This is a genomic window from Winogradskyella vidalii, from assembly GCF_013403955.1.
In the GTDB taxonomy this organism is placed as follows: Bacteria; Bacteroidota; Bacteroidia; order Flavobacteriales; family Flavobacteriaceae; genus Winogradskyella; species Winogradskyella vidalii.
In genome coordinates, this window is record NZ_JABFDG010000001.1 from 1510361 (window position 1) to 1530224 (window position 19864).

Below are 19864 nucleotides of genomic sequence, written 5' to 3' on the forward strand. Positions count from 1 at the left end.
TAAATTCTTCTATATTAGCATTCTCAAATTGAAAATTATGAAGAACTATTTATTTGCTCTATTCTTGGTGACATTTACAACAGTTGGTATGGCTCAAGATATTAAATATGGTGTAAGAGGTGGCATTAATATCTCTAACCTAGATTTTGAACCTGATGCTGATTTTGAAAACAAACATCGCAATGGTTTTGCTTTTGGAGGTTTTGCCGATTTAGCACTTAGCGAAAACGTATCATTGCAAGTCGAATTAGAATGGTCAGCAGAAGGTGGTAAAGATGAAGAACTTAGAGCAGATTACATTCATTTACCTTTATTTTTAAAATTTTCATTTTCGGATCGCTTATCGGTTTTATTAGGTCCTAAAGTTGGACTTAAAACTTGGGGTTACGAAGATGGATTTTCAACATTTATATTTTCTGGAACAGCAGGACTAGAATATATGTTTACAGATGAGTTATTTTTTGATGTAAGATTAACTAATGGTTTTACAGATATTTTAGATGATGATTCTGGTAGGTTAGAAGCTAAAAATCATGTGATTCAGTTTGGTTTCGGAATTAAGATTTAAACAATTTTTTTAAACTTAAGTTGAAAAACAACGGTTTATAAATAACAATGGCGGAAAAGTAATTTTCCGCCATTTTTTTATAGGGTAATAATTAATTTATAAAGCCGTCGTTACTCTGTTGCTTTATCAACAACAAGTCTTTTGTCTCTATTGGCAACTTCCCAAGCTGTGTAGAAAACCAAACGTGTTCTGTTTTCTAGTAAATCATATTCTATTTTGTCAGCAGTATCTGTTGGTTTATGGTAATCATCGTGAGTACCATTAAAATAAAAAATCACCGGGATATTGTTTTTTGCAAAATTGTAATGATCAGATCTGTAATAGAATCGATTAGGGTCATTATCAGCGTTAAATGTATAATCTAATTCAATATTGGTGTAAGTTGAATTGACGTCTTCAGATAAATTATGTAAATCGGTACTTAGTTTGTCACTACCAATTAAATAAATGTAATTTCTAGAACCCGTAGTGCGTTTTGGGTCAATTCTTCCAATCATATCAATATTTAGGTTTGTGACGGTGTTTTCTAGAGGAAAAATAGGGTCGTTATCGGTGTAATGTTTAGAACCTAAAAGACCTTTTTCTTCGCCAGTAACATGTAAGAATAGGATGCTACGTTTAGGACCATGACCAGCTTTTTCTGCAGCTTTAAAAGCTTGCGCTATTTCTAATAGCGCTACGGTTCCAGAACCATCATCGTCAGCACCATTATATATTTCGCCATCTTTTATGCCTTCGTGATCTAAATGCGCTGATATTACTACAATTTCTTCAGGTTTCTCTGAACCTTCAATATACGCCACTACATTTTCAGACATGATGCTTTCAGATTTATTTCCAATTTCTAAATCAAGATTTGTTTCAATAACTTTTGGTGTAGTATCTTCTTCTATAGTAGCATATAATGCTTCACCTAAGTTTTTACTTATTAGCATCATTGTAATACCATTGGTGTTGCTTTTTAATGATAAGCGACCTGAGACTCCAGATTCTGCCTGGCGTTGTAAAAAAGTTGCGTATCTCGAAAATATAGCGTCATCTAAATATAAAAACCCATTAGCGCCATTGTCTTCAGCAGCATTTCTTTTACTAGTTAAAGATTGACGGCTGTTTGTCCATTGAGTATCTTTAGTAGTTCCTGAGGTTATGTAATTACCTTCGGCATCTTTTGGCTCTCCTGCTTTTGCCAAAACAAATTTACCTTTAACATCAATTCCGTTGTAGTCCGAGTAATTGTCATCATCAATACCATAACCTACATAAACTATATTATTAATAGAAATATTAATGTCATTTGAAATCGCCAAAACAACATGGTCTTCAAAACTTTTAAAAGATTGATTATTTAAAGTCAATTGTGCTTCAGAAACTTTTTGCTTTTCTAAAGGCACGTTTTGAAAATAATTGTCACCACCCAAAGGCGATGGAATATCCATAGCTTTATATTTTTCTTTTAAATATTCAACAGCCAATTTTTGTCCTTTTTCACCTGTATCTCTACCTTCAAATTCATCTGAAGCATAGGTGTATAACATGGTTTTTAGTTCTTCGGAAGTAATTGTGGAAGCATATAGCTTAGGGTCAATATTTTCAGCAGTTTGAGGCTGTGAATCTTTAACGTTACTTTTTGAAGTCGTTCCACAGCTTAGCATTATAGAAAATGCAAAACCTAATAATAGCAATTTTTTCATTTAAGGAAATAAGTTAGGAAATTGGATTATGAAAAAAACTCATATCCAAAAGGGTTAATGGATAAAATTACAAAAATTGATCAGGTTTGGTATTTTTAGAAATCTCTTTTTAACAAAGTTTAACATTAGATGATTTCGGCTTTCAAACGTGTTTCAGCATTTGCAATATACCAGGCTGTAGCAAAAATAAGCTTAGTGCGTTTTTCTAGTAGTGGATAGTTAATTTTATCGGCTGTATCTGTAGGTTTAGTATAATCTTCGTGTTCGCCGTTAAAAAAGAAAATTACAGGCACTCCTTTTAAGGCAAAATTGTAATGATCAGAGCGGTAGTAATAACGGTTAGAATCATTGTCGTCATTATATTTATAGTCAAGATTGAGGTTGACAAAGGTTTTATTTGCACTTTGAGCAATATAGTGTAATTCGGTACTGATTTTGTCAGCACCAATTAAATAAATGTAATTTTCGTTATCTATATGCCTGTCGTCAACACGGCCAATCATATCTATATTAAGCGTGGCTATGGTGTTTTCTAGTGGAAAAACAGGATTCTCAGTGTAATATCTAGAGCCATGAAGTCCAACTTCTTCAGCAGTTACATGTAGAAATACAATGCTTCTTTTAGGTCTGTAACCCTCTTTAACAGCTAAACTAAAAGCTTCAGCCATTTCTAATACGGCTGCTGTACCAGAGCCATTATCGTCAGCGCCATTGTAAATTTGTCCGTCAATAACTCCTTCATGATCAGAATGTGCTGAGATAAAAACATATTCATCAGGAAACTCTGAACCTTCAATATAGGCGATGATATTTTGCGAATCGTTTAAACCGTCTGGTAATGCTGATTTTGGAACTTTTTGATAGTAATTAGAATACGACTCAGGAGCAATAATCTGATTGTTTTTATAGTAATCTCTAATGTAATCGCAAACCTGATTATGACCTTCTTCTCCTGTTTTTCTACCATTGTATTTATCTGAAGAAACTTCTTCTAAATGAATCTTTAGGTCAGCAGAATTAATGGTGTTTAAATAATTTTCAACAACCGCTTTATTATCATAAGTAATACTGCTTTTAAGGTTATCAATTTTTTCGCTGTGTCTTATTGTTGCACAAGAACCGACAAATAGGAGTGCAGTTGCAATTAAAGCTTTCATTTGTTGTTATCTATTATTTTAATAGGGTTACCTATCGTTTTACCATTGATTATTTATTCAATTTTAAACTATATTTTGGTGTAACGGTTTGATTTTGTCAAAAATAAGATAAATAGATTGAAAATTTTCTTACAACTTAGGAGAAGTTTTAAAATCGTTAATACTTTTCAACGGTATTATTAATAGTATCCGAATCATCAGAATCTTTAATGTTTTGTTCTTGTTGATCAGTAGCCTCAATTTCGGGAGTTTTTAGAACCCCTTTGTAAATGGTTAAACTCAATGAAATAATTACTAATAAAAAGATATATTGAATAGGTTTTGGTTTTGTTTCCGCTTTATTGGAGAGGAATAAGATGGCTAAACCACTTGTAAAAGCAATAATTATAGGGATTACTGCTTGATTTGAAAATTTAGTTACAGAAAGTATCGTTGCTATGATTGCTGATGCTAATCCTATAATAACGGCTGCTTTTTTCATGCTGATTTAATGTTTTAAGCTGAATGATTATTTAATTATTGAAATAAAGCTTTTACAAATGTAAAATTACATATTAATCTAAATTGAATACGTATGCAAGTTTTAAAATATTGATTTGAATACAATATTATAGTTAACATTAACTGTGCCGAAAAATTTATAATTTTCTAAAAGCTTTATAAATCAGTGATATAAATTATAATATAAATTTTTTTTAAAAAAACTATAGAAAAACCTTTGGCTAGATGAAAAAGGGTTTTATATTTGCACCCGCAATCAAGCAAATCGCTTGGTGGAACACTCAAGGAGAATTGGCAGAGTGGTCGAATGCGGCAGTCTTGAAAACTGTTGAGGGTCACACCTCCGGGGGTTCGAATCCCTCATTCTCCGCAAAAGCCTTGCAATTAGCAAGGCTTTTTTATTTTATGCTTTATCGTATTCGTTAGAGTCTACCACGAATTCTGAAAATTCAATACTTTCTCGTGGAATTATATAAATCCTGTAGTTTAGTTCTTCAACTAATTAATCTAAAGTCTTTTTTGAACTATTGTTAGTCAAATTTACTTTTTTAACACCAACTCTGCTTTGTTGATTTTTAATGTGGGATTGTCTGACGATTTTAAAATAGCTTTAAAAGTATAGTTTCCATCTTCTTTAATACTAAAGTGTTTCATTTTGCCCGAATAACGCCAAGTCGTTGTGTTACCTAATACTTTTTTTACTTCCATTAGTCTCGGGTTGGTGTTTAAAGCATCTAATTCTGTTCTGCCTATTTGTGTAGAATCTTTCCAGATTTCAAGAATATAAACCAGTGCTAAATCATTTTTATAGACAATGTCTGTATCGGTCCAAAAGGCTATTTTTTCGCCTTTTTTTAGGCTAAGTGATGTTTCTTCAGTGTGTAGCTCAGAATTGCTTGCCTCATTAATCACTAACCTTCCAATTTCTTCTCCTAGTAGCGTTTCACAACCGACTAAAAGAAACGTTATAACAAGAACACCAATTATTTTTTTCATAAGCGAATTTATTGTGAAGTAAAAAAAAGTTAGCAGTAAACTTAATTAAAAATCAAGTGAATACTGCTAACTAATTTATAAGATAAAAAAAATAAGCTTATTTTTTCTGTGCTGTTAATTCTACGATTTTAACAATAACGTCTACGGCTTTTTGCATGCTTTCTACAGGAACATACTCGTAACGTCCATGAAAATTATGACCACCTGCAAAAATATTAGGACAAGGTAAGCCCATATAAGAGAGTTGAGAACCATCAGTACCACCTCTAATGGCTTTAATTAATGGAGCAACTCCAACGGCTTTCATAGCTTCTTCTGCAATATCTACAATGTGCATTACAGGCTCCACTTTTTCTTTCATGTTAAAGTATTGATCTTGTAATTCAATTTTAAAAATATCACTTTGGTATTTCGTGTTTAAATCGAGAACAATTTTTTCTAATAAGGCTTTTCTTGCTTCAAATTTGTCTTTATCATGATCACGAATAATGTACTGAAGTGTCGTTTCTTCAACATCACCTTCTATATTATGTAAATGAAAAAAACCTTCGTAGCCTTCTGTGTGCTCTGGCGTTTCTAAGCGTGGTAAGACATTAATAAATTCCGAAGCGTAATACATGGAATTAATCAGTTTTCCTTTTGCATAACCAGGATGCACAATTTTTCCTTTTACCGTGATTTTAGCACCAGCCGCATTGAAATTTTCATATTCTAACTCGCCAACTTGACTACCATCCATGGTGTATGCCCAATCAGCACCAAACTTTTCTACATCAAACTTATGGGCGCCTCTACCGATTTCTTCATCTGGTGTGAAACCTATTTTAATGTCGCCATGTTTTATTTCTGGATGATTAATTAAGTATTCCATTGCAGTTACAATTTCTGTAATACCTGCTTTATCATCAGCACCTAAAAGGGTTGTACCGTCAGTAGTAATTAGGGTCTGACCTTTGTAGAGCAGTAAATCTTCAAAATAATCTGGAGATAAAATGATATCTAGTTCTTTATTAAGAATGATATCTTTACCATCATAATCTTCAATAATTTGTGGCTTTACATTTGCTCCGGTAAAATCTGGAGAGGTATCAAAATGCGAAATAAATCCAATAGTCGGTACCTTGTGGTCTACGTTACTTGGTAAAGTTGCCATAATGTAGGCATTCTCGTCTATGGTAACATCACTTAGTCCTATTTGCTTTAATTCTTCTACCAGTTTGTTCGCCAGATCCCATTGTTTGGTGGTGCTTGGCGTGGTATTAGAATTTGGGTCAGATTCTGTGTCTATAGTTATATAGCCTATAAAACGATCTATAATATGTTGCATATAAAAGGATTTTATTATTAAAATTATTCGAGAAGAATCTGAAACAGATTGCTTTTATATTTGTATTGTTTTCTTCTTAGAAAGTACAATCCCGAAAGGTATCGGGATTGTATATCTTAAAATTTGATGCTATTATAATTAAGCCTGTTTGTATTTTTACTGACAAATTGAGTTAATAAAATAGCAGTAATGATTTTAATATTAGAGTTTAAACGTAATTACAGGAAGTGTTGTATGGTTAACGACATCTTCTGAAATACTGCCTCCAAAGAAATGGCTTAATCCTGTTCTACCGTGTGTAATCATGGCTACAGAATCACCATTATGTCTATGTGCATAACTCACCACGCCATCTTCAACATTATGATCAGAAATACGAGCAATGTTCACTTCAGCTTCACTTAGTTTAGATTTTTCTAAAAACTCAGCAATTCGCTCATCAACTTCGTCGGTACTTAAGAATGATAAGTTAGGGAGGTTAATATGCAGTAATGTTATTTTTTTACTTAATTTGGTTAGTAATTGTAACGCTTTTTTAACTGCAGGAATACTCTTTTCTGTAAAATCAGTGGCAAGAACACTGTGGTTAAAATTAACTGATTCTGGCTTAGATTTTACCACTAAAACTGGAGTATCACTATAACGTACTACTTTTTCAGTATTAGAACCTGTAAACACACCATCATAGTCATTGTGACCACGAGAGCCCATTACAATTAAATCAGCTTTAATCTCAACAGCGACTTCTGCTACCTCTTTTAAAACTTTGTGGTATTTAATTAATGGTGTTACTTCTACATCTTCAAGATATGCTTTATCTAAAAAAGATTCAAACTTTTTATTAGCAATCATCATCATGTAAGCATTTTCTTCATTACGCTGTGCGCTAGTGGTAGAAAAAATAGATTCAGATAACTCAAGCATGTGCATTACGACCAATTCAGATTGGTGTTGTTTAGCTAGTGCAGCTCCAGTTTCTAACGCATATTCAGAATGTTTTGAAAAATCGACAGGAACTATAATTTTTTTCATGGTTAATGGTTTTTAGTTGTGAACCCAAAGTTAGTCATTTATCTACGTATAAAGAATGATAATTGACAGTTTTTGATAAAATTAATCTGTAGTTTTAGGGATTAGATGCTTATTTTTGCAACGCTAAATCCTTGCCATGTACAAAACTATAATCAAACCCATTTTATTTAGTTTCGATCCAGAGAAAGTACATTATTTTACTTTTTCTTTAATTAGAAATATATCTAAAATACCAGGAATTAAAAGTCTTTTTAAAGCGTTATATGTAATTGAAGATAAACAGTTAGAGCGTCAATTATTTGGTTTTACCTTTAAAAACCCAGTAGGTTTAGCAGCAGGTTTCGATAAAAATGCCGTTTTGTATAATGAATTGGCAAACTTTGGATTCGGTTTTATTGAAATAGGAACCGTTACCCCAAAAGCTCAGGCAGGAAACCCTAAAAAACGTTTATTCAGGCTTAAAGAAGACCACGGTATCATTAACCGTATGGGCTTTAATAATGAAGGTTTAGAAGCGGCCATTTCCCAACTCAAAAAAAATAAAGGCCAACTTATTATTGGGGGGAATATTGGTAAAAATACCCAAACGCTTCCTGAAGATTACACTAAAGATTATTTGGAATGTTTTAATGCTTTACATCCTTATGTCGATTATTTTGTACTCAATGTGAGTTGCCCAAATGTAGGAAGTCACGCCAAATTAAACGATAAAGATTATTTGTTAGAGCTTATTTCTAGTGTTCAAAAGGCAAATTCAAGCTTTGAAAAACAAAAGCCAATTTTACTTAAAATTGCACCAGATTTAAATGAGGTTCAGTTAGATGAAATTATTGAGCTTATAGCAGAGACCAATTTAGATGGTGTTATTGCCAGTAATACTTCTGTAGATCGAACGGGATTAAAAACTAGTGATGCACGACTTACAGAAATAGGTAATGGCGGTTTAAGTGGGCAACCCATTAAAGAAAAATCGACTAAAGTTATTCAATATTTAGCCGATAAAAGTAATAAGGCTTTTCCTATTATTGGTGTTGGCGGTGTGCATTCTGCAGATGATGCCCTAGAGAAAATTGAAGCCGGAGCAGATTTGGTTCAGGTATATACAGGCTTTATTTACGAAGGCCCTGCTTTAATAAAACGAATTAATAAGGCTTTGTTAAAATAAAGTGGGGAGATAGATTAGAAACTCTATAGCTTCTTAATAAGTGTCTTATTGTGCAGAGTCGCAATAATTAGATTGTTGGTTATTAGATTTTATAATGTATTCAAACTATAATAGAAATCATATTTGAATTACGACATCCTTATATCATTCGCATTGGCAACATCAGTTTTAGCCATGTCTCCAGGACCAGATAATATCTATGTATTAGTTCAAAGTATTGCTAATGGTAAATCTTACGGAATGGCCACCGTTTGTGGCTTAATTACAGGTTGTATTATCCACACGACTTTATTAGCTTTTGGGGTCTCTGCAATTATTGCTGCTAACGACTATTTATTTTTTGGTATTAAACTTTTGGGCGCTTGTTATCTTTTATTTCTCGCTTATAAAGTTTTTAAATCTGATGCTGAACTCAGTTTTAACTCTGATAATGTGCCACATAAAAACCTAAAACAACTTTTTGTTCAAGGTTTTTTTATGAATGTGCTTAACCCCAAAGTCGCTATCTTCTTTCTAGCATTTTTTCCAGGGTTTTTGTTTAGTGAATCCATGAGCACAGTGGTTCAATTTTATATGTTAGGTGGTGTTTTTATGTTAGTATCGTTTGTTATTTTTTCAGCAATTGCATTACTAGCAGGACAGATAAAAAGCTATATTTTAAAACATAAAAATTCGGGTGTTTTTTTTAAATGGCTTCAAATTATCGTATTTATAGGAATTGCGATTTTTATCTTACTTTAGTTAAATGCTAAGATTTAATTTTCTACCTAAGTTTTCCATAATTATAGGTTTAACATTCATTCTATTTACGGTTATAGGAACACTTTCTCATGAGTATGGACATATTGTAGTCGCTAAGTATTTTGGTTATGATACCACGTTAAGTTATGGAAGTATGAATTATTTTCCTGAAGGCTATCTTAATGATGTTGAAGTAGAGGAGATTAATACACTTATTCAAGATTATAAGCCTGAGAATTATGAGAATTGGCCTAATGATTTAAAACAAAAAGCTGAAGCTAAAAGCAACAAATTAAGGCACAAATACCCACAAAATGAGACACATAGTTTTTGGATTGGAGTAGGAGGTCCTGCTCAGACCATGCTTACCAGTTTTATAGGATTACTAATCTTATTTTTTAGGCGAAAAAAAAGAAAACACCAATTTAAAATTATAGATTGGTTCGCTGTTTTTATGAGTCTATTTGCGCTACGAGAAGTCTTCAATTTTATCGATGCACTTTTTGTTTTAATAAGCAATCCCGAAGCCAATTTCAATAGTGATGAATTTGGAATTTCTACAGGTTTAGGTTGTAATGAATGGGTAATCCCCATATTAAGTTTTATTTTAGGAATGCTAATTTCATGCTATGTGATTTTTAAAATCATTCCTTTAAAATATCGCTTTTCATTTATAATAGCGGGTTTTGTTGGTGGCATCGTAGGCTTCGCAACTTGGTTTGGTTTTTTGGGACCAGCATTATTCAATTGAAATAAGATATTAATGCTATGTATTATTAGTAATCATAGGTGCTGTATATATCACATGAAAGGTCCAAAATTTTAAACTTCAAATTTAATTTCGAGTTCAATTTCAATTTCAATTAATGTATATTTGAGCCAATGAATAAGCCTGTTAAAATAATAGAATGTCCAAGAGATGCTATGCAAGGCATTAAGGATTTTATACCTACAGAAAAGAAAGTACAGTATATTCAATCCTTACTCCGTGTTGGTTTCGACACCATTGATTTTGGAAGTTTTGTATCACCAAAAGCAATTCCGCAAATGGTAGATACCGCCGAAGTTTTAGCACAGCTCGATTTAAGTAAAACTGAAAGTAAACTTTTAGCTATTATAGCTAATACACGTGGGGCAAACGATGCTTCGGTACATTCTGAAATTGATTATTTAGGCTTTCCGTTTTCGATATCAGAAAACTTTCAGATGCGTAATACACATAAAACCATTGCACAATCTGTTGTTACATTGTCTGAAATATTAGAAATTGCTGATAAAAACAATAAAGAAGTGGTGGTCTATATTTCTATGGGCTTTGGTAATCCCTATGGTGATCCTTGGAATGTAGATATCGTAGGGGAGTGGACAGAGCGTTTATCTAAAATGGGCGTAAGAATTTTATCGTTAAGCGACACAGTTGGAAGTTCTGACCCAGAAACTATTGATTATTTGTTTTCAAATTTAATTCCTGCGTACGCCAATATCGAATTTGGTGCCCATCTCCATACCACACCAACCACTTGGTTTGAAAAAGTTGACGCTGCTTATAGGGCAGGCTGCTGTCGTTTTGATGGAGCTATTCAAGGTTTTGGTGGCTGCCCAATGGCTAAAGACGATTTAACCGGTAATATGCCTACCGAAAAAATGCTGTCTTATTTTACACAAAAAAAAGCCCATGACTTAAATGCCATGAGCTTTGAAAGTGCCCACAATGAAGCAACTAAGATATTTTCAGTTTATCATTAATTAATCGACTAATAACTCGTATTGAAATTGCGGATAACCGCGTTCTCCTGTTTCGCTTTCAACAGCCGTAAATCGTAACTTATAATAATTATTATCGGTGTCTTTAACGACATAATAGGTGTCTTCTCTTACCGAAGTTTCTCCTGTCATATAGTCTACACTTCTCCAACCGCTACCAATTACAGCACGGTTATTATATTCAAAATTAGCTTCGTTAATATCGGCAGATGTAAAATCAGTATAACTTGGAGTAGATTCATCTTCTACAGTTACTTGGTATAAAACGACACCACCAAGTGTGTTATGTAAGGTGAAATCAGAATAGGTTAAGCCTGCAGCTATTGTGCCTTGTAAACCATAATACGAAAATACACCTCCAAAATCAATATCCCAATTAGAAGATTCTGGTTCTACACTAACCACTTGTCCATCGGTTAAACTCACAGCTGTAAGGTTGTAACTATTGTTTTTTGATACTGTAATTTCAGAAAAATCTGAAGTATTAGTTAGTGACGCATATTGAATAGTATAACTATTACCGTCTGTTAATACTCTTACTTTCATAAACCCTCTTGGGTCTCCAGTGGTATTTATTGTGCCATTATTGGCTGTAGGGATTTCGTTACCTAGATTTACAATGTATACATTATTGTCACTGTCTGTAGTAGAGATTTCTTCAAAAGCAGTCCCCGTTAATTCACCTTCTTTACTATCTGTAAAAGAAATACCAGCATCTAAGTTGCCATATTGGTAATAACCAACAGGTAAACCTTCCATTAATTCTGCAACGGTGTTAACTGTTACAGTAGTTGGAGTAAAACTTTGGTCTAGTGCATTTAAAGTTAAAGGTGAGGTTAAACTTGTTGCTTCTGTAACAGAAGTGATATCATTAATACCTTCTAGCTCTGCAGCAGAAACTAGTAGCGCGTTATTAAGGTAAATTCTATTTTCAGAACCGTTATATACCGCAATTTCCCAAGAATCTCTTCGAGAAGATAATTGTTCTCCGGTACTTAAATCTACATAGACACGATTAGCCTGGTTAAACCCACCCACATCAGGGTCTATAATTCCACCTGAAGTTGGAGGTGTAATCGTAATGGAAGGACTGTCATCGCTGCTACAACTTGTAACAAGTGCGGCACTTATAAATAAGATTAGTGTAAAAAATTTGTTTATCATAATTGTTAGTGTTTAAAATTTAAATTATATGAAAGTTTTAAAAAATAAGATCGGCCATTACCGATAAGTCTTGATGTAGATGTTGTGCTCGTATGGCTTCCGGCAGAAGCTACAGAGTTAATATTTACAACATCTAAAATATTTCGTACGCCAAGTGTGGCATTAAGTTTAGAAGTAAGCTTTGTTCGGATTGAGGCATTTAACCAGGTGAATGCTTCTGTTAAACCAATGAATGTTTCGCCATCATCGTTACTAAATATACCTTCGGTTTCCCCTGTGTATTTTAGTTGGCTAGAAACTGTAGTATTCCATTTTGGGATTTTATAAGCCAATGAAGATTGTAAATTTAAACTCCATAAATAAGCATCATTGTTAGTGTTAGATTCTGAGATGTCATTTTTAACACCGAGATATGTTGCTCCTAAACCAATATTCCAGTTCTTGTATATAAAGCTATTGTCTAAGGTAAACCCTAGCCTGGCACTATAATCTATGTTGTCTTGTGTAAAAAGTGTTCTTCCATCATCGTCTTCTGTTGTAATACTCGTAATGGCATCTTTTAAATAGATATGAAAAAAGTTGAAGCTAGTATTTAGATAACCTTCTTTGGCTATTTTAAAGTTATCTTTCAGATTTACAAAAAGAGAAATACCGTCTTCTGGTTGTAAGTCTGGATTGCCTTGTACATTATGATTAGCATCTACAAAATAATAGAAAAGTTCTTCAAAATTAGGCGCTCTATACGCTGAGCCAATCACAGCTTTTAGTTTAAGCTTTTCTGAAAAATTATAATTAGAAGATAAAGACCATATTAAATGATTATCAAATTGCGTGCTATGCGTAAATCTTGCGCCTGGATTTATGGATAGCTTTTTTGTCGGTTGAAACTCAGTAATACCAAATAATTCATAATTGGTGATTGTGTTGGTTACGACCTCGTTAGAATAAGCTCCAGTAGCATTGGCGTCAAAACCAGATTGATTTGTAAACTCATAACCTAATTGCAAATCAAATAAACGAGATTTTGGTAGAATACTGTTTACAAAAGCTTTAGAATACCAAACGTCACTCGATTGGCTTAATGCATCAATTTCTACAGATTGCGTTTGCTGCTCTATAATATTGTATATAAATTCTTTATAGTTACGTTTTTGATTTTGATACGATAATGAAAAATTATACTGTGTTGCACCTTTTAGTGGACCTGAAACATTGATGTTGTTAACCCATCTATCCGTTTTGTAATTTTCATCTAATGCTGTCGGGTTTAAGCTTCCGTTTTGATATCTACCATTTACAGTGTGATTATAGATATCTAAATCTTCATTAAAATATTGTAACTTATAAAAGATATTGTGTTTGCCTAAATCTAAATTAACATTAGCAGAGGCTGTAATTTGTTCTTTAGGGTTCCATTCAGTACCACGCAAACTATCATTAACGACTATATTATCTTGAACATTGACATAGTTTTTACCTTTATAATCGTTATAATAGCCAGCAAAATCATTTCGAGAGACCCCAAAAGCATAGGATAATTTTTCATTGACTTGATTTGTCGCTCTAAAATTTTGAATGTGTCTTCCTTTATCAAAAAATTCAAATTCATTCCCCACAGTTTCTTCCTGAAGTGATAACTGAAGCTCCCATCCTTCATTTTTTAGACCTCTTTTTGTAATTATATTAATGACTCCTGCTACAGCATTATCACCATATAATACGCCCATTGAACCTTCAACAATTTCAACACGTTCTACATCATCAATATTAATTTGAGAGATATCTATATTGTTTCCTACACCATTATCACTAATTACAGGAATTCCATCGACTAAAATTTTTACATATTGCCCATCCAAACCAAATAGGCTAACAGTTGAGCGTCCTGTAGAAGCATCCGGATTCACACTTATATTTAAGTTGTTGTATAATATGTCTGCTAAGTTGTTTCCTCCTAAATTGTCTATGTCTTTCCTGTTAATTGTACCTACAGTAAATAACTTTTTGCTCAAAGACATCACATTACTTTCGCCTTTAACAACAACTTCATCTAATGGATTTACTTCTGTTGTGTCACTTACTGTTCGCTTTTGTTGAGCAAATGACCATGAAAAGAAAATAATTGAAAAATAAATCGAGATTTTATTTTTATTTAGACTCATTCTTGATAGATTTGTGGCAAATATAGAATCTTATTTTAATTCATTCTAAATAAGGAGCCTTTTTTTAATATTTTTTTTAAACACATTTATAAAAATTATCAATGAGAAATACAGTACAGGTTTTAGTAATTATGTTGTTCTTTAGTTTTTCTGCTCATGCGCAAAAAAAGAAGACACAAGACCAAGAATCTATTAAAGATATGTGTGGTTGCTTTGAAGTCACTTTTAATTTTACTGAAACTTTTAATTATAGTAACGATTCCCTTTACAGACCTTCTGAAACAAAGGTTGATAGAGGTTTAGAATGGGCACAATTAGTAGAAGACGAGGATGATAAAATTTCTATTCAGCATTTATTGCAAGTAGGTCGTCCAGATGCCCCTATGATTATTAAACATTGGCGACAAGATTGGTTGTTTGAAAATCAAGATTTTTATATGTACAATGGTGATAATAATTGGACCTTTACAAAAAAATCTAAAGACGAAGTAGAGGGACAGTGGACACAAAAAGTATTTCAAGTAGATGATAGCCCACGTTATGAAGGTTCTGGCTCATGGGTTCATGTCGATGGAAAGAATTACTGGGAGAATACAACAACAGCACCGTTACCAAGACGAGAATATACCAAACGAAACGATTACAATATTACATTAAGAGGTAACCGTCAAGAAATTACAGATTTTGGTTGGGTTCATAATCAAGATAATGCCAAAGTTATTCGTGAAGCTGGAGAACCAGATGTAATTTTAGCTAAAGAAAAAGGTTACAATACCTATAAAAGAGTAGACGATAGTAGATGTCAATCTGCACAAGATTGGTGGAAAGAACATGAAGACAAGTGGCGTTTAGTTAGAGCTAAATGGGATAATGTTTATAAGAGTGACCAAGATTTAACGCTTAAAAATAAAGTAGATAATAAACTCTTGTATAAGTATTTATTTGATGATGCTATTAATTCTGAAGAACAAATAGAACGTATTATAACATCTTTTGTAAAATAAGTTTAAAACTAAACCAATATATATGAAATTAATAAAGTCAATTACAGTATTTCTTTTGGTAACTTTCACTTTACCATTTTTTGCCCAAAGCGAAAATATTTTTCTAAATCGTGATTATTGGGGTAATAAGCCAACCGTAGCAGAGGTTAAATCAAAAATAGAAGAAGGCAATGACCCTGCAGAGGCAAATGGTTCTAATTTTGATGGTGTTACTTATTCTATTATACAAAATGCGCCTCTAGAAACCATAACATTTCTTATATCTCAAGAAGGAAATGATGTAAATAAACTAACGCATGATGGTAGAACATACATTTTTTGGGCTGCCTATAGAGGTAATGTTGAATTAATGAAATACCTTATTAAAAACGGTGCAAAAACGGACGTAAAAGACGACAAGGGTAGTTCTATAATTAATTTTGCTGCTGCTGCAGGAGAAGATAATACCAAAGTTTATGATCTTATTATGGCTCAAGGTATCGATTTAAAAACGGACCTAACACCAAAAGGTGCAAACGCATTATTGGTAGCTGCACCATCTGATAAAGACTTTAAACTAATAAAGTATTTTATATCGAAAGGTTTAGATATAAATTCTGTTGATAAAGATGGTAATGGAATTTATAATTATATCGCTAAATCTGGTAATACAGTCGCTTTAGATAAAATTTCAGAAATGGGTGTTAAAGGTACTGATCAAGCTTTCATTTTTGCTGCAAATGGTATGAGAAGACAACCAACAGACCTTAAAGTATACCAATACCTAAAAGACCAAGGGTTTAATCCAAATATCACGAATAACCAAGGAGAAACCCCTTTACATATTCTAGCTGGCAGAGGTAAAAACAGAGCTGTATTTAATTTTTTATTAGAAAATGGACTCGATGTGAACCAAAAAGATAAACATGGAAATACAGCATTTATGAATGCTGCTTCTAGTAACGATTTAAAGCTTGTAGAATTTTTATCTAAAAAATTAAAAGATATAAATACGATTAACAAAAAAGGACAATCGGCTTTAATGCTAGCTACAGCAAATAACAAAGTTGGGGTTGTAGAATTTTTATTGGATCATAAAGCAAACACAACGCTTAGCGATGCTGATGGCAATAACTTGGTTTATTATTTAGTGGATTCGTATTCAAAACGTAACGAATCTAATTTTAAACAAAAAATGGCATTACTTCAAAATCACGGTATAAAGTTAGAAGAACTTAAAAATGATGGTAACACTTGGTTTCATTTGGCCGTTGAAAAAAACAGTTTAGATTTATTAACCTACAGTACTAAGTTTAAACAAGATATCAACGCTAAAAATAATGAAGGTAATACCGCTTTACATATCGCGGCAATGACATCTAAAGATGATGCATTATTAAAATATCTTATTAAAAATGGTGCTGAAAAGGACGCTAAAACTGATTTTGAAGAAACGGCTTACGATTTAGCAAAAGAAAATGAATTGCTAAAAGCGAATAACATTTCAGTAGAATTTTTAAAGTAAAATTACCGATGAAAACTATTAAATTATTAAGTATTGCAAGCCTTATGTTTTTAGGGTTAATGTCTTTTACTACAGTAGCAGAAAGTTCAAAATATAAGTGTATGATTCAGATGACGAATTATACAGGTGAAGGCGCTTATATCGTCATTTCATTAATGAATCCTGAAGGGGAGTATGAAGAAACCTTAAACGTTATTGGCGATGATGAAGAATGGTATAACACCATTGAATCTTGGTGGGACTTTTACGGTAAAAGACGTCCAGATATCGATGCTATAACAGGTGCAACCGTTAGTGGAGGCGAACGTACAATTAATGTCATTGAAATTGATGACGATAAACTAGATAAAGGGTATAAGCTTCGTTTTGAATCGGCTGTTGAAGATCAAGAGTATTACGAAAAAGATGTAGAAATAGAGTTAACTTCTGCCAACGTAAAGTCTAAAGTAGAAGGTAACGGTTTTATTCGTTACATCCGAATGATGCCTCAAAAATAAAGTGTTAATATGACCATTTCTATCTGGAGGTATAGCCATTTAATACTCGCAATATTAACATCTCTATTTGTTTTAATAGCATCAGTAACTGGTGCTATTTTGGCATTTGAACCTATTTCAAATCAATTGCAACCTTATGCCATTTCTGGAGCCCATGAGCGTTCCCTTGCGGAAACTTTAAGTGTGTTGCAACAAGAGTATGATGAGGTATTTACCCTAGAGGTCGATAAAAATGGTTTTGTTAGTGCCTCAGTAATTACAAAAGAAGGGGATAGTGATACGTTTTATATCAATCCTGTCACAGGAGAGAAATTAGGTGACCTCATTAAAAAAGCACCACTTTTTGAATTTGCGACCAACTTACATCGCTCACTGTTTTTAAAAACCACAGGTCGAATTTTAATTGGTGTTGTGTCCTTTTTATTGATTTTAATTACTATAACTGGAATTAAATTAATCTTGAAGCGTCAAGGTGGTTTTAAACGCTTTTTCTCAAAAGTAGTTAAGGAAAATTTTAATCAATATTACCATGTGGTCATTGGTAGATACGCGCTAATTCCTATTCTTATAATTACCATAACAGGAGTGTTTTTATCTTTAGAACGCTTTGAGTTATTACCAATTACTAAAACGTCACACCAATATCTAGAACAAGTTGAACCGGAAAATAAATTAGCATTAAAAGATCTAAAAATATTTCAAGATTTAAAACTTGAAACAGTAAAACAGGTTGAATTTCCTTTTTCAGATGATATTGAAGATTATTTCATTGTTCAATTAAATGACAAAGAGTTATTAGTTAATCAGTTTACGGGTGACGTTGTTAGCCAACAGAATTCGTCGTTAGTAACTATACTCACAGATTGGAGTATTATTTTACACACAGGTGAAGGCACCATAATCTGGTCGGTTGTTTTGTTGTTAGCAAGTTTAGCGATTTTGTTTTTTATGTATTCGGGCTTCGCCATGACTATAAAACGACGAAAAGACACTTCAAAAATTAAAAATAAATTTAAAAAAGATACTGCTGAATATATCATATTAGTTGGATCGGAAACAGGAAACACCTTCAATACCGCTAAGTTATTTTATGATGCATTATTAGCAGCAGGACATTCTGCTTATGCAGCTTCTTTAAACGAGTATTCAACCTATAACAAAGCAAAACATATCATTGTTTTCGCGGCAACATATGGTGAAGGTGAAGCGCCTATTAGTGCTTCAAACTTTAATAAGTTATTTGCGGAAGTTAATCAAAAGCAAACCATTTCATATGCGGTTATAGGCTTTGGTTCGCTGATGTATCCTGATTACTGTAAATATGCAATTGAAGTAGACCAAATGTTTCAAAAGCAGCCTAATTTCGAAGTGCATTTACCGCTTTTTAAAATCAATAATCAGTCTTTTGAAGCTTTCAAAACATGGATTCAACAATGGAATAAAAGCAGTAATCAAGATTTAAAAATTCAATTTAAAAAACCTCAAATTAAAACCAAAAGCTTAAAGGAATTTAAAGTGGTGCAAAAAACAGCTTTGAATATTGACCATACGTTTTTAGTGCAACTACGACCTCAAAAAAAGACCAAATTTACATCTGGGGATTTACTGTCGTTATTTCCGGATCAAGATTTTATAGAACGTCAATATTCTATAGGAAAAATAGAAAATGACATTCTTTTAAGTATTAAAAAGCATGAATTAGGAGTTTGTTCAAATTACTTTAACCAACTAAAATTAAACGATGTGGTTAAAGCGAAAGTAAAACGAAATTATGAATTTCATTTTCCTACGGATGCAAAAGCGGTAATAATGATTGCCAATGGTACAGGAATAGCACCTTTTTTAGGCATGATTAACGACAACCAAAATCAAACAAAAACACATCTATTTTGGGGCGGAAGAACACAGGCCTCATTAGATATTTATAAAAATAGTATTGATACAGCGTTTTCTAAAGATACCCTATCAAGTTTTCATGTCGCGTATTCACAAGAACAAGAAGAAAAATTCTATGTTCAAGATTTACTCTTAAAACATCAAGATTTATTATCACAAGTATTAAATACTAATGGTGTTGTGATGATTTGTGGATCTATAGCGATGCAAAATCGTGTTTTAGAAGTCTTAAATAGTGTCACAACAGCAAAACTCAACAAACCATTGAGCACGTTTGAAAGTAACGCGCAAATAAGGATGGATTGTTATTAAAAACAAAAGCCCATGTGCAAACGAATAAAAATTTTATCAAAAGTTAGTAATGGCGAATTATCTGTATGCGAATGTTGCGGAATTTATCATTTAGAGTTTAATAACATTTATTTTGAATTCACCCACGAACAATACCATCATTTTAAAAACTATTTAATGACAATAGAAGAAGACTATTGGGAAGACTTGTATGCTAATGCTAGCGTAAAACGTAAAATTCCAATTCCGTCTGTTCAAGAAAATTTAGTGTTGATGTTTAATCGTGAAGAAATTTTACAATTAAGATTATTATTCTGTAAGAGAGGCTGTGTTTATCAAAACTATATTTCACTCAAGGATATAGATTATAAGATATTTCTCAACTAAATAGTGGTATAAAAAAC

18 protein-coding genes and 1 tRNA gene are annotated in these 19864 nt (G+C 32.6%); 11 read left to right on the top strand and 8 right to left on the bottom strand.

Features of this window, described 5'->3' with window-relative positions:
- Positions 1-37 precede the first annotated feature (37 nt).
- Complete coding sequence (locus tag HM982_RS06450; RefSeq protein WP_179352273.1) at positions 38-568, top strand: porin family protein; 531 nt, start codon at positions 38-40, stop codon at positions 566-568.
- Positions 569-678: 110 nt separating this feature from the next.
- Here HM982_RS06450 and HM982_RS06455 read toward each other — a convergent pair whose 3' ends face one another.
- From HM982_RS06455 to HM982_RS06465, 3 genes are all read right to left on the bottom strand, one after another.
- Entirely contained in the window at positions 679-2259 is a 1581-nt protein-coding gene (locus tag HM982_RS06455; protein ID WP_179352274.1) for a M28 family peptidase, read from the bottom strand.
- A 125-nt stretch (positions 2260-2384) separates the two neighbouring features.
- Positions 2385-3416, bottom strand: a complete 1032-nt coding sequence (locus HM982_RS06460; RefSeq protein WP_179352275.1) for a M28 family metallopeptidase — start codon at positions 3414-3416, stop codon at positions 2385-2387.
- Positions 3417-3573: 157 nt separating this feature from the next.
- Positions 3574-3897, bottom strand: a complete 324-nt coding sequence (locus HM982_RS06465) for a hypothetical protein (protein WP_179352276.1) — start codon at positions 3895-3897, stop codon at positions 3574-3576.
- A gap of 305 nt (positions 3898-4202) precedes the next feature.
- On the opposite strand from HM982_RS06465, the gene HM982_RS06470 reads away from it, so the two are divergent.
- Positions 4203-4287, top strand: a tRNA-Ser gene (locus HM982_RS06470).
- Between the two features lie 170 nt (positions 4288-4457).
- Here the strand turns inward: HM982_RS06470 and HM982_RS06475 are convergent.
- From HM982_RS06475 to HM982_RS06485, 3 genes are all read right to left on the bottom strand, one after another.
- The gene (locus tag HM982_RS06475) at positions 4458-4913 is read right to left on the bottom strand and encodes a hypothetical protein (RefSeq protein WP_179352277.1); all 456 of its coding nucleotides are present in this window, start codon (positions 4911-4913) and stop codon (positions 4458-4460) included.
- 97 nt (positions 4914-5010) lie between these two features.
- Positions 5011-6240 (bottom strand): peptidase T, encoded by a 1230-nt coding sequence (gene pepT, locus HM982_RS06480; protein WP_179352278.1) that lies wholly within the window; start codon positions 6238-6240, stop codon positions 5011-5013.
- A 201-nt stretch (positions 6241-6441) separates the two neighbouring features.
- The gene (locus HM982_RS06485; RefSeq protein WP_179352279.1) at positions 6442-7272 is read right to left on the bottom strand and encodes a universal stress protein; all 831 of its coding nucleotides are present in this window, start codon (positions 7270-7272) and stop codon (positions 6442-6444) included.
- A gap of 136 nt (positions 7273-7408) precedes the next feature.
- Between HM982_RS06485 and HM982_RS06490 the strand changes: the two genes are divergently transcribed.
- The 4 genes from HM982_RS06490 to HM982_RS06505 all read left to right on the top strand — a co-directional run bounded on the left by HM982_RS06490 (position 7409) and on the right by HM982_RS06505 (position 10924).
- Positions 7409-8437 carry a quinone-dependent dihydroorotate dehydrogenase gene (locus HM982_RS06490; protein ID WP_179352280.1) on the top strand — a complete coding sequence of 343 codons (1029 nt, stop codon included), beginning with the start codon at positions 7409-7411 and terminating at the stop codon, positions 8435-8437.
- Positions 8438-8560: 123 nt separating this feature from the next.
- A complete protein-coding gene (locus HM982_RS06495; RefSeq protein WP_218849768.1) occupies positions 8561-9178 on the top strand; it encodes a LysE family translocator in 618 nt (205 codons plus the stop codon).
- A gap of 4 nt (positions 9179-9182) precedes the next feature.
- Entirely contained in the window at positions 9183-9929 is a 747-nt protein-coding gene (locus tag HM982_RS06500; RefSeq protein WP_179352281.1) for a hypothetical protein, read from the top strand.
- A 131-nt stretch (positions 9930-10060) separates the two neighbouring features.
- Positions 10061-10924, top strand: coding sequence for a hydroxymethylglutaryl-CoA lyase (locus tag HM982_RS06505; RefSeq protein WP_179352282.1), 864 nt, complete (start codon positions 10061-10063; stop codon positions 10922-10924).
- On the opposite strand, the gene HM982_RS06510 is transcribed toward HM982_RS06505, so the two are convergent.
- Positions 10925-12106 carry an HmuY family protein gene (locus HM982_RS06510; RefSeq protein WP_179352283.1) on the bottom strand — a complete coding sequence of 394 codons (1182 nt, stop codon included), beginning with the start codon at positions 12104-12106 and terminating at the stop codon, positions 10925-10927.
- Between the two features lie 5 nt (positions 12107-12111).
- Positions 12112-14268 (bottom strand): TonB-dependent receptor plug domain-containing protein, encoded by a 2157-nt coding sequence (locus tag HM982_RS06515; protein ID WP_179352284.1) that lies wholly within the window; start codon positions 14266-14268, stop codon positions 12112-12114.
- 101 nt (positions 14269-14369) lie between these two features.
- On the opposite strand from HM982_RS06515, the gene HM982_RS06520 reads away from it, so the two are divergent.
- Genes HM982_RS06520 through HM982_RS06540 form a run of 5 tightly spaced genes read left to right on the top strand, consistent with a single transcriptional unit; the run spans position 14370 to position 19847 of the window.
- Positions 14370-15272 (top strand): DUF6607 family protein, encoded by a 903-nt coding sequence (locus tag HM982_RS06520; protein ID WP_179352285.1) that lies wholly within the window; start codon positions 14370-14372, stop codon positions 15270-15272.
- A gap of 22 nt (positions 15273-15294) precedes the next feature.
- Entirely contained in the window at positions 15295-16776 is a 1482-nt protein-coding gene (locus tag HM982_RS06525) for an ankyrin repeat domain-containing protein (RefSeq protein ID WP_179352286.1), read from the top strand.
- A gap of 8 nt (positions 16777-16784) precedes the next feature.
- Positions 16785-17273: a DUF2271 domain-containing protein gene (locus tag HM982_RS06530; protein WP_179352287.1), complete on the top strand. Its 489-nt coding sequence runs from the start codon at positions 16785-16787 to the stop codon at positions 17271-17273.
- Between the two features lie 9 nt (positions 17274-17282).
- Positions 17283-19481 (top strand): PepSY domain-containing protein, encoded by a 2199-nt coding sequence (locus HM982_RS06535; RefSeq protein WP_179352288.1) that lies wholly within the window; start codon positions 17283-17285, stop codon positions 19479-19481.
- 12 nt (positions 19482-19493) lie between these two features.
- Complete coding sequence (locus HM982_RS06540; protein ID WP_179352289.1) at positions 19494-19847, top strand: DUF6686 family protein; 354 nt, start codon at positions 19494-19496, stop codon at positions 19845-19847.
- The last annotated feature ends 17 nt before the right edge of the window (positions 19848-19864 follow it).

What these genes read in the sequence shown, in the direction of transcription:
- HM982_RS06515 (WP_179352284.1), bottom strand. Translation starts at nt 14,268, where the DNA reads ATGAGTCTAAATAAAAATAAAATCTCGATTTATTTTTCAATTATTTTC.
- HM982_RS06510 (WP_179352283.1), bottom strand. Translation starts at nt 12,106, where the DNA reads ATGATAAACAAATTTTTTACACTAATCTTATTTATAAGTGCCGCACTT.
- HM982_RS06490 (WP_179352280.1), top strand. Translation starts at nt 7,409, where the DNA reads ATGTACAAAACTATAATCAAACCCATTTTATTTAGTTTCGATCCAGAG.
- HM982_RS06540 (WP_179352289.1), top strand. Translation starts at nt 19,494, where the DNA reads ATGTGCAAACGAATAAAAATTTTATCAAAAGTTAGTAATGGCGAATTA.
- HM982_RS06455 (WP_179352274.1), bottom strand. Translation starts at nt 2,259, where the DNA reads ATGAAAAAATTGCTATTATTAGGTTTTGCATTTTCTATAATGCTAAGC.
- HM982_RS06525 (WP_179352286.1), top strand. Translation starts at nt 15,295, where the DNA reads ATGAAATTAATAAAGTCAATTACAGTATTTCTTTTGGTAACTTTCACT.
- HM982_RS06500 (WP_179352281.1), top strand. Translation starts at nt 9,183, where the DNA reads ATGCTAAGATTTAATTTTCTACCTAAGTTTTCCATAATTATAGGTTTA.
- HM982_RS06485 (WP_179352279.1), bottom strand. Translation starts at nt 7,272, where the DNA reads ATGAAAAAAATTATAGTTCCTGTCGATTTTTCAAAACATTCTGAATAT.
- HM982_RS06505 (WP_179352282.1), top strand. Translation starts at nt 10,061, where the DNA reads ATGAATAAGCCTGTTAAAATAATAGAATGTCCAAGAGATGCTATGCAA.
- HM982_RS06475 (WP_179352277.1), bottom strand. Translation starts at nt 4,913, where the DNA reads ATGAAAAAAATAATTGGTGTTCTTGTTATAACGTTTCTTTTAGTCGGT.
- HM982_RS06530 (WP_179352287.1), top strand. Translation starts at nt 16,785, where the DNA reads ATGAAAACTATTAAATTATTAAGTATTGCAAGCCTTATGTTTTTAGGG.
- HM982_RS06450 (WP_179352273.1), top strand. Translation starts at nt 38, where the DNA reads ATGAAGAACTATTTATTTGCTCTATTCTTGGTGACATTTACAACAGTT.
- HM982_RS06535 (WP_179352288.1), top strand. Translation starts at nt 17,283, where the DNA reads ATGACCATTTCTATCTGGAGGTATAGCCATTTAATACTCGCAATATTA.
- HM982_RS06520 (WP_179352285.1), top strand. Translation starts at nt 14,370, where the DNA reads ATGAGAAATACAGTACAGGTTTTAGTAATTATGTTGTTCTTTAGTTTT.
- pepT (WP_179352278.1), bottom strand. Translation starts at nt 6,240, where the DNA reads ATGCAACATATTATAGATCGTTTTATAGGCTATATAACTATAGACACA.
- HM982_RS06460 (WP_179352275.1), bottom strand. Translation starts at nt 3,416, where the DNA reads ATGAAAGCTTTAATTGCAACTGCACTCCTATTTGTCGGTTCTTGTGCA.
- HM982_RS06465 (WP_179352276.1), bottom strand. Translation starts at nt 3,897, where the DNA reads ATGAAAAAAGCAGCCGTTATTATAGGATTAGCATCAGCAATCATAGCA.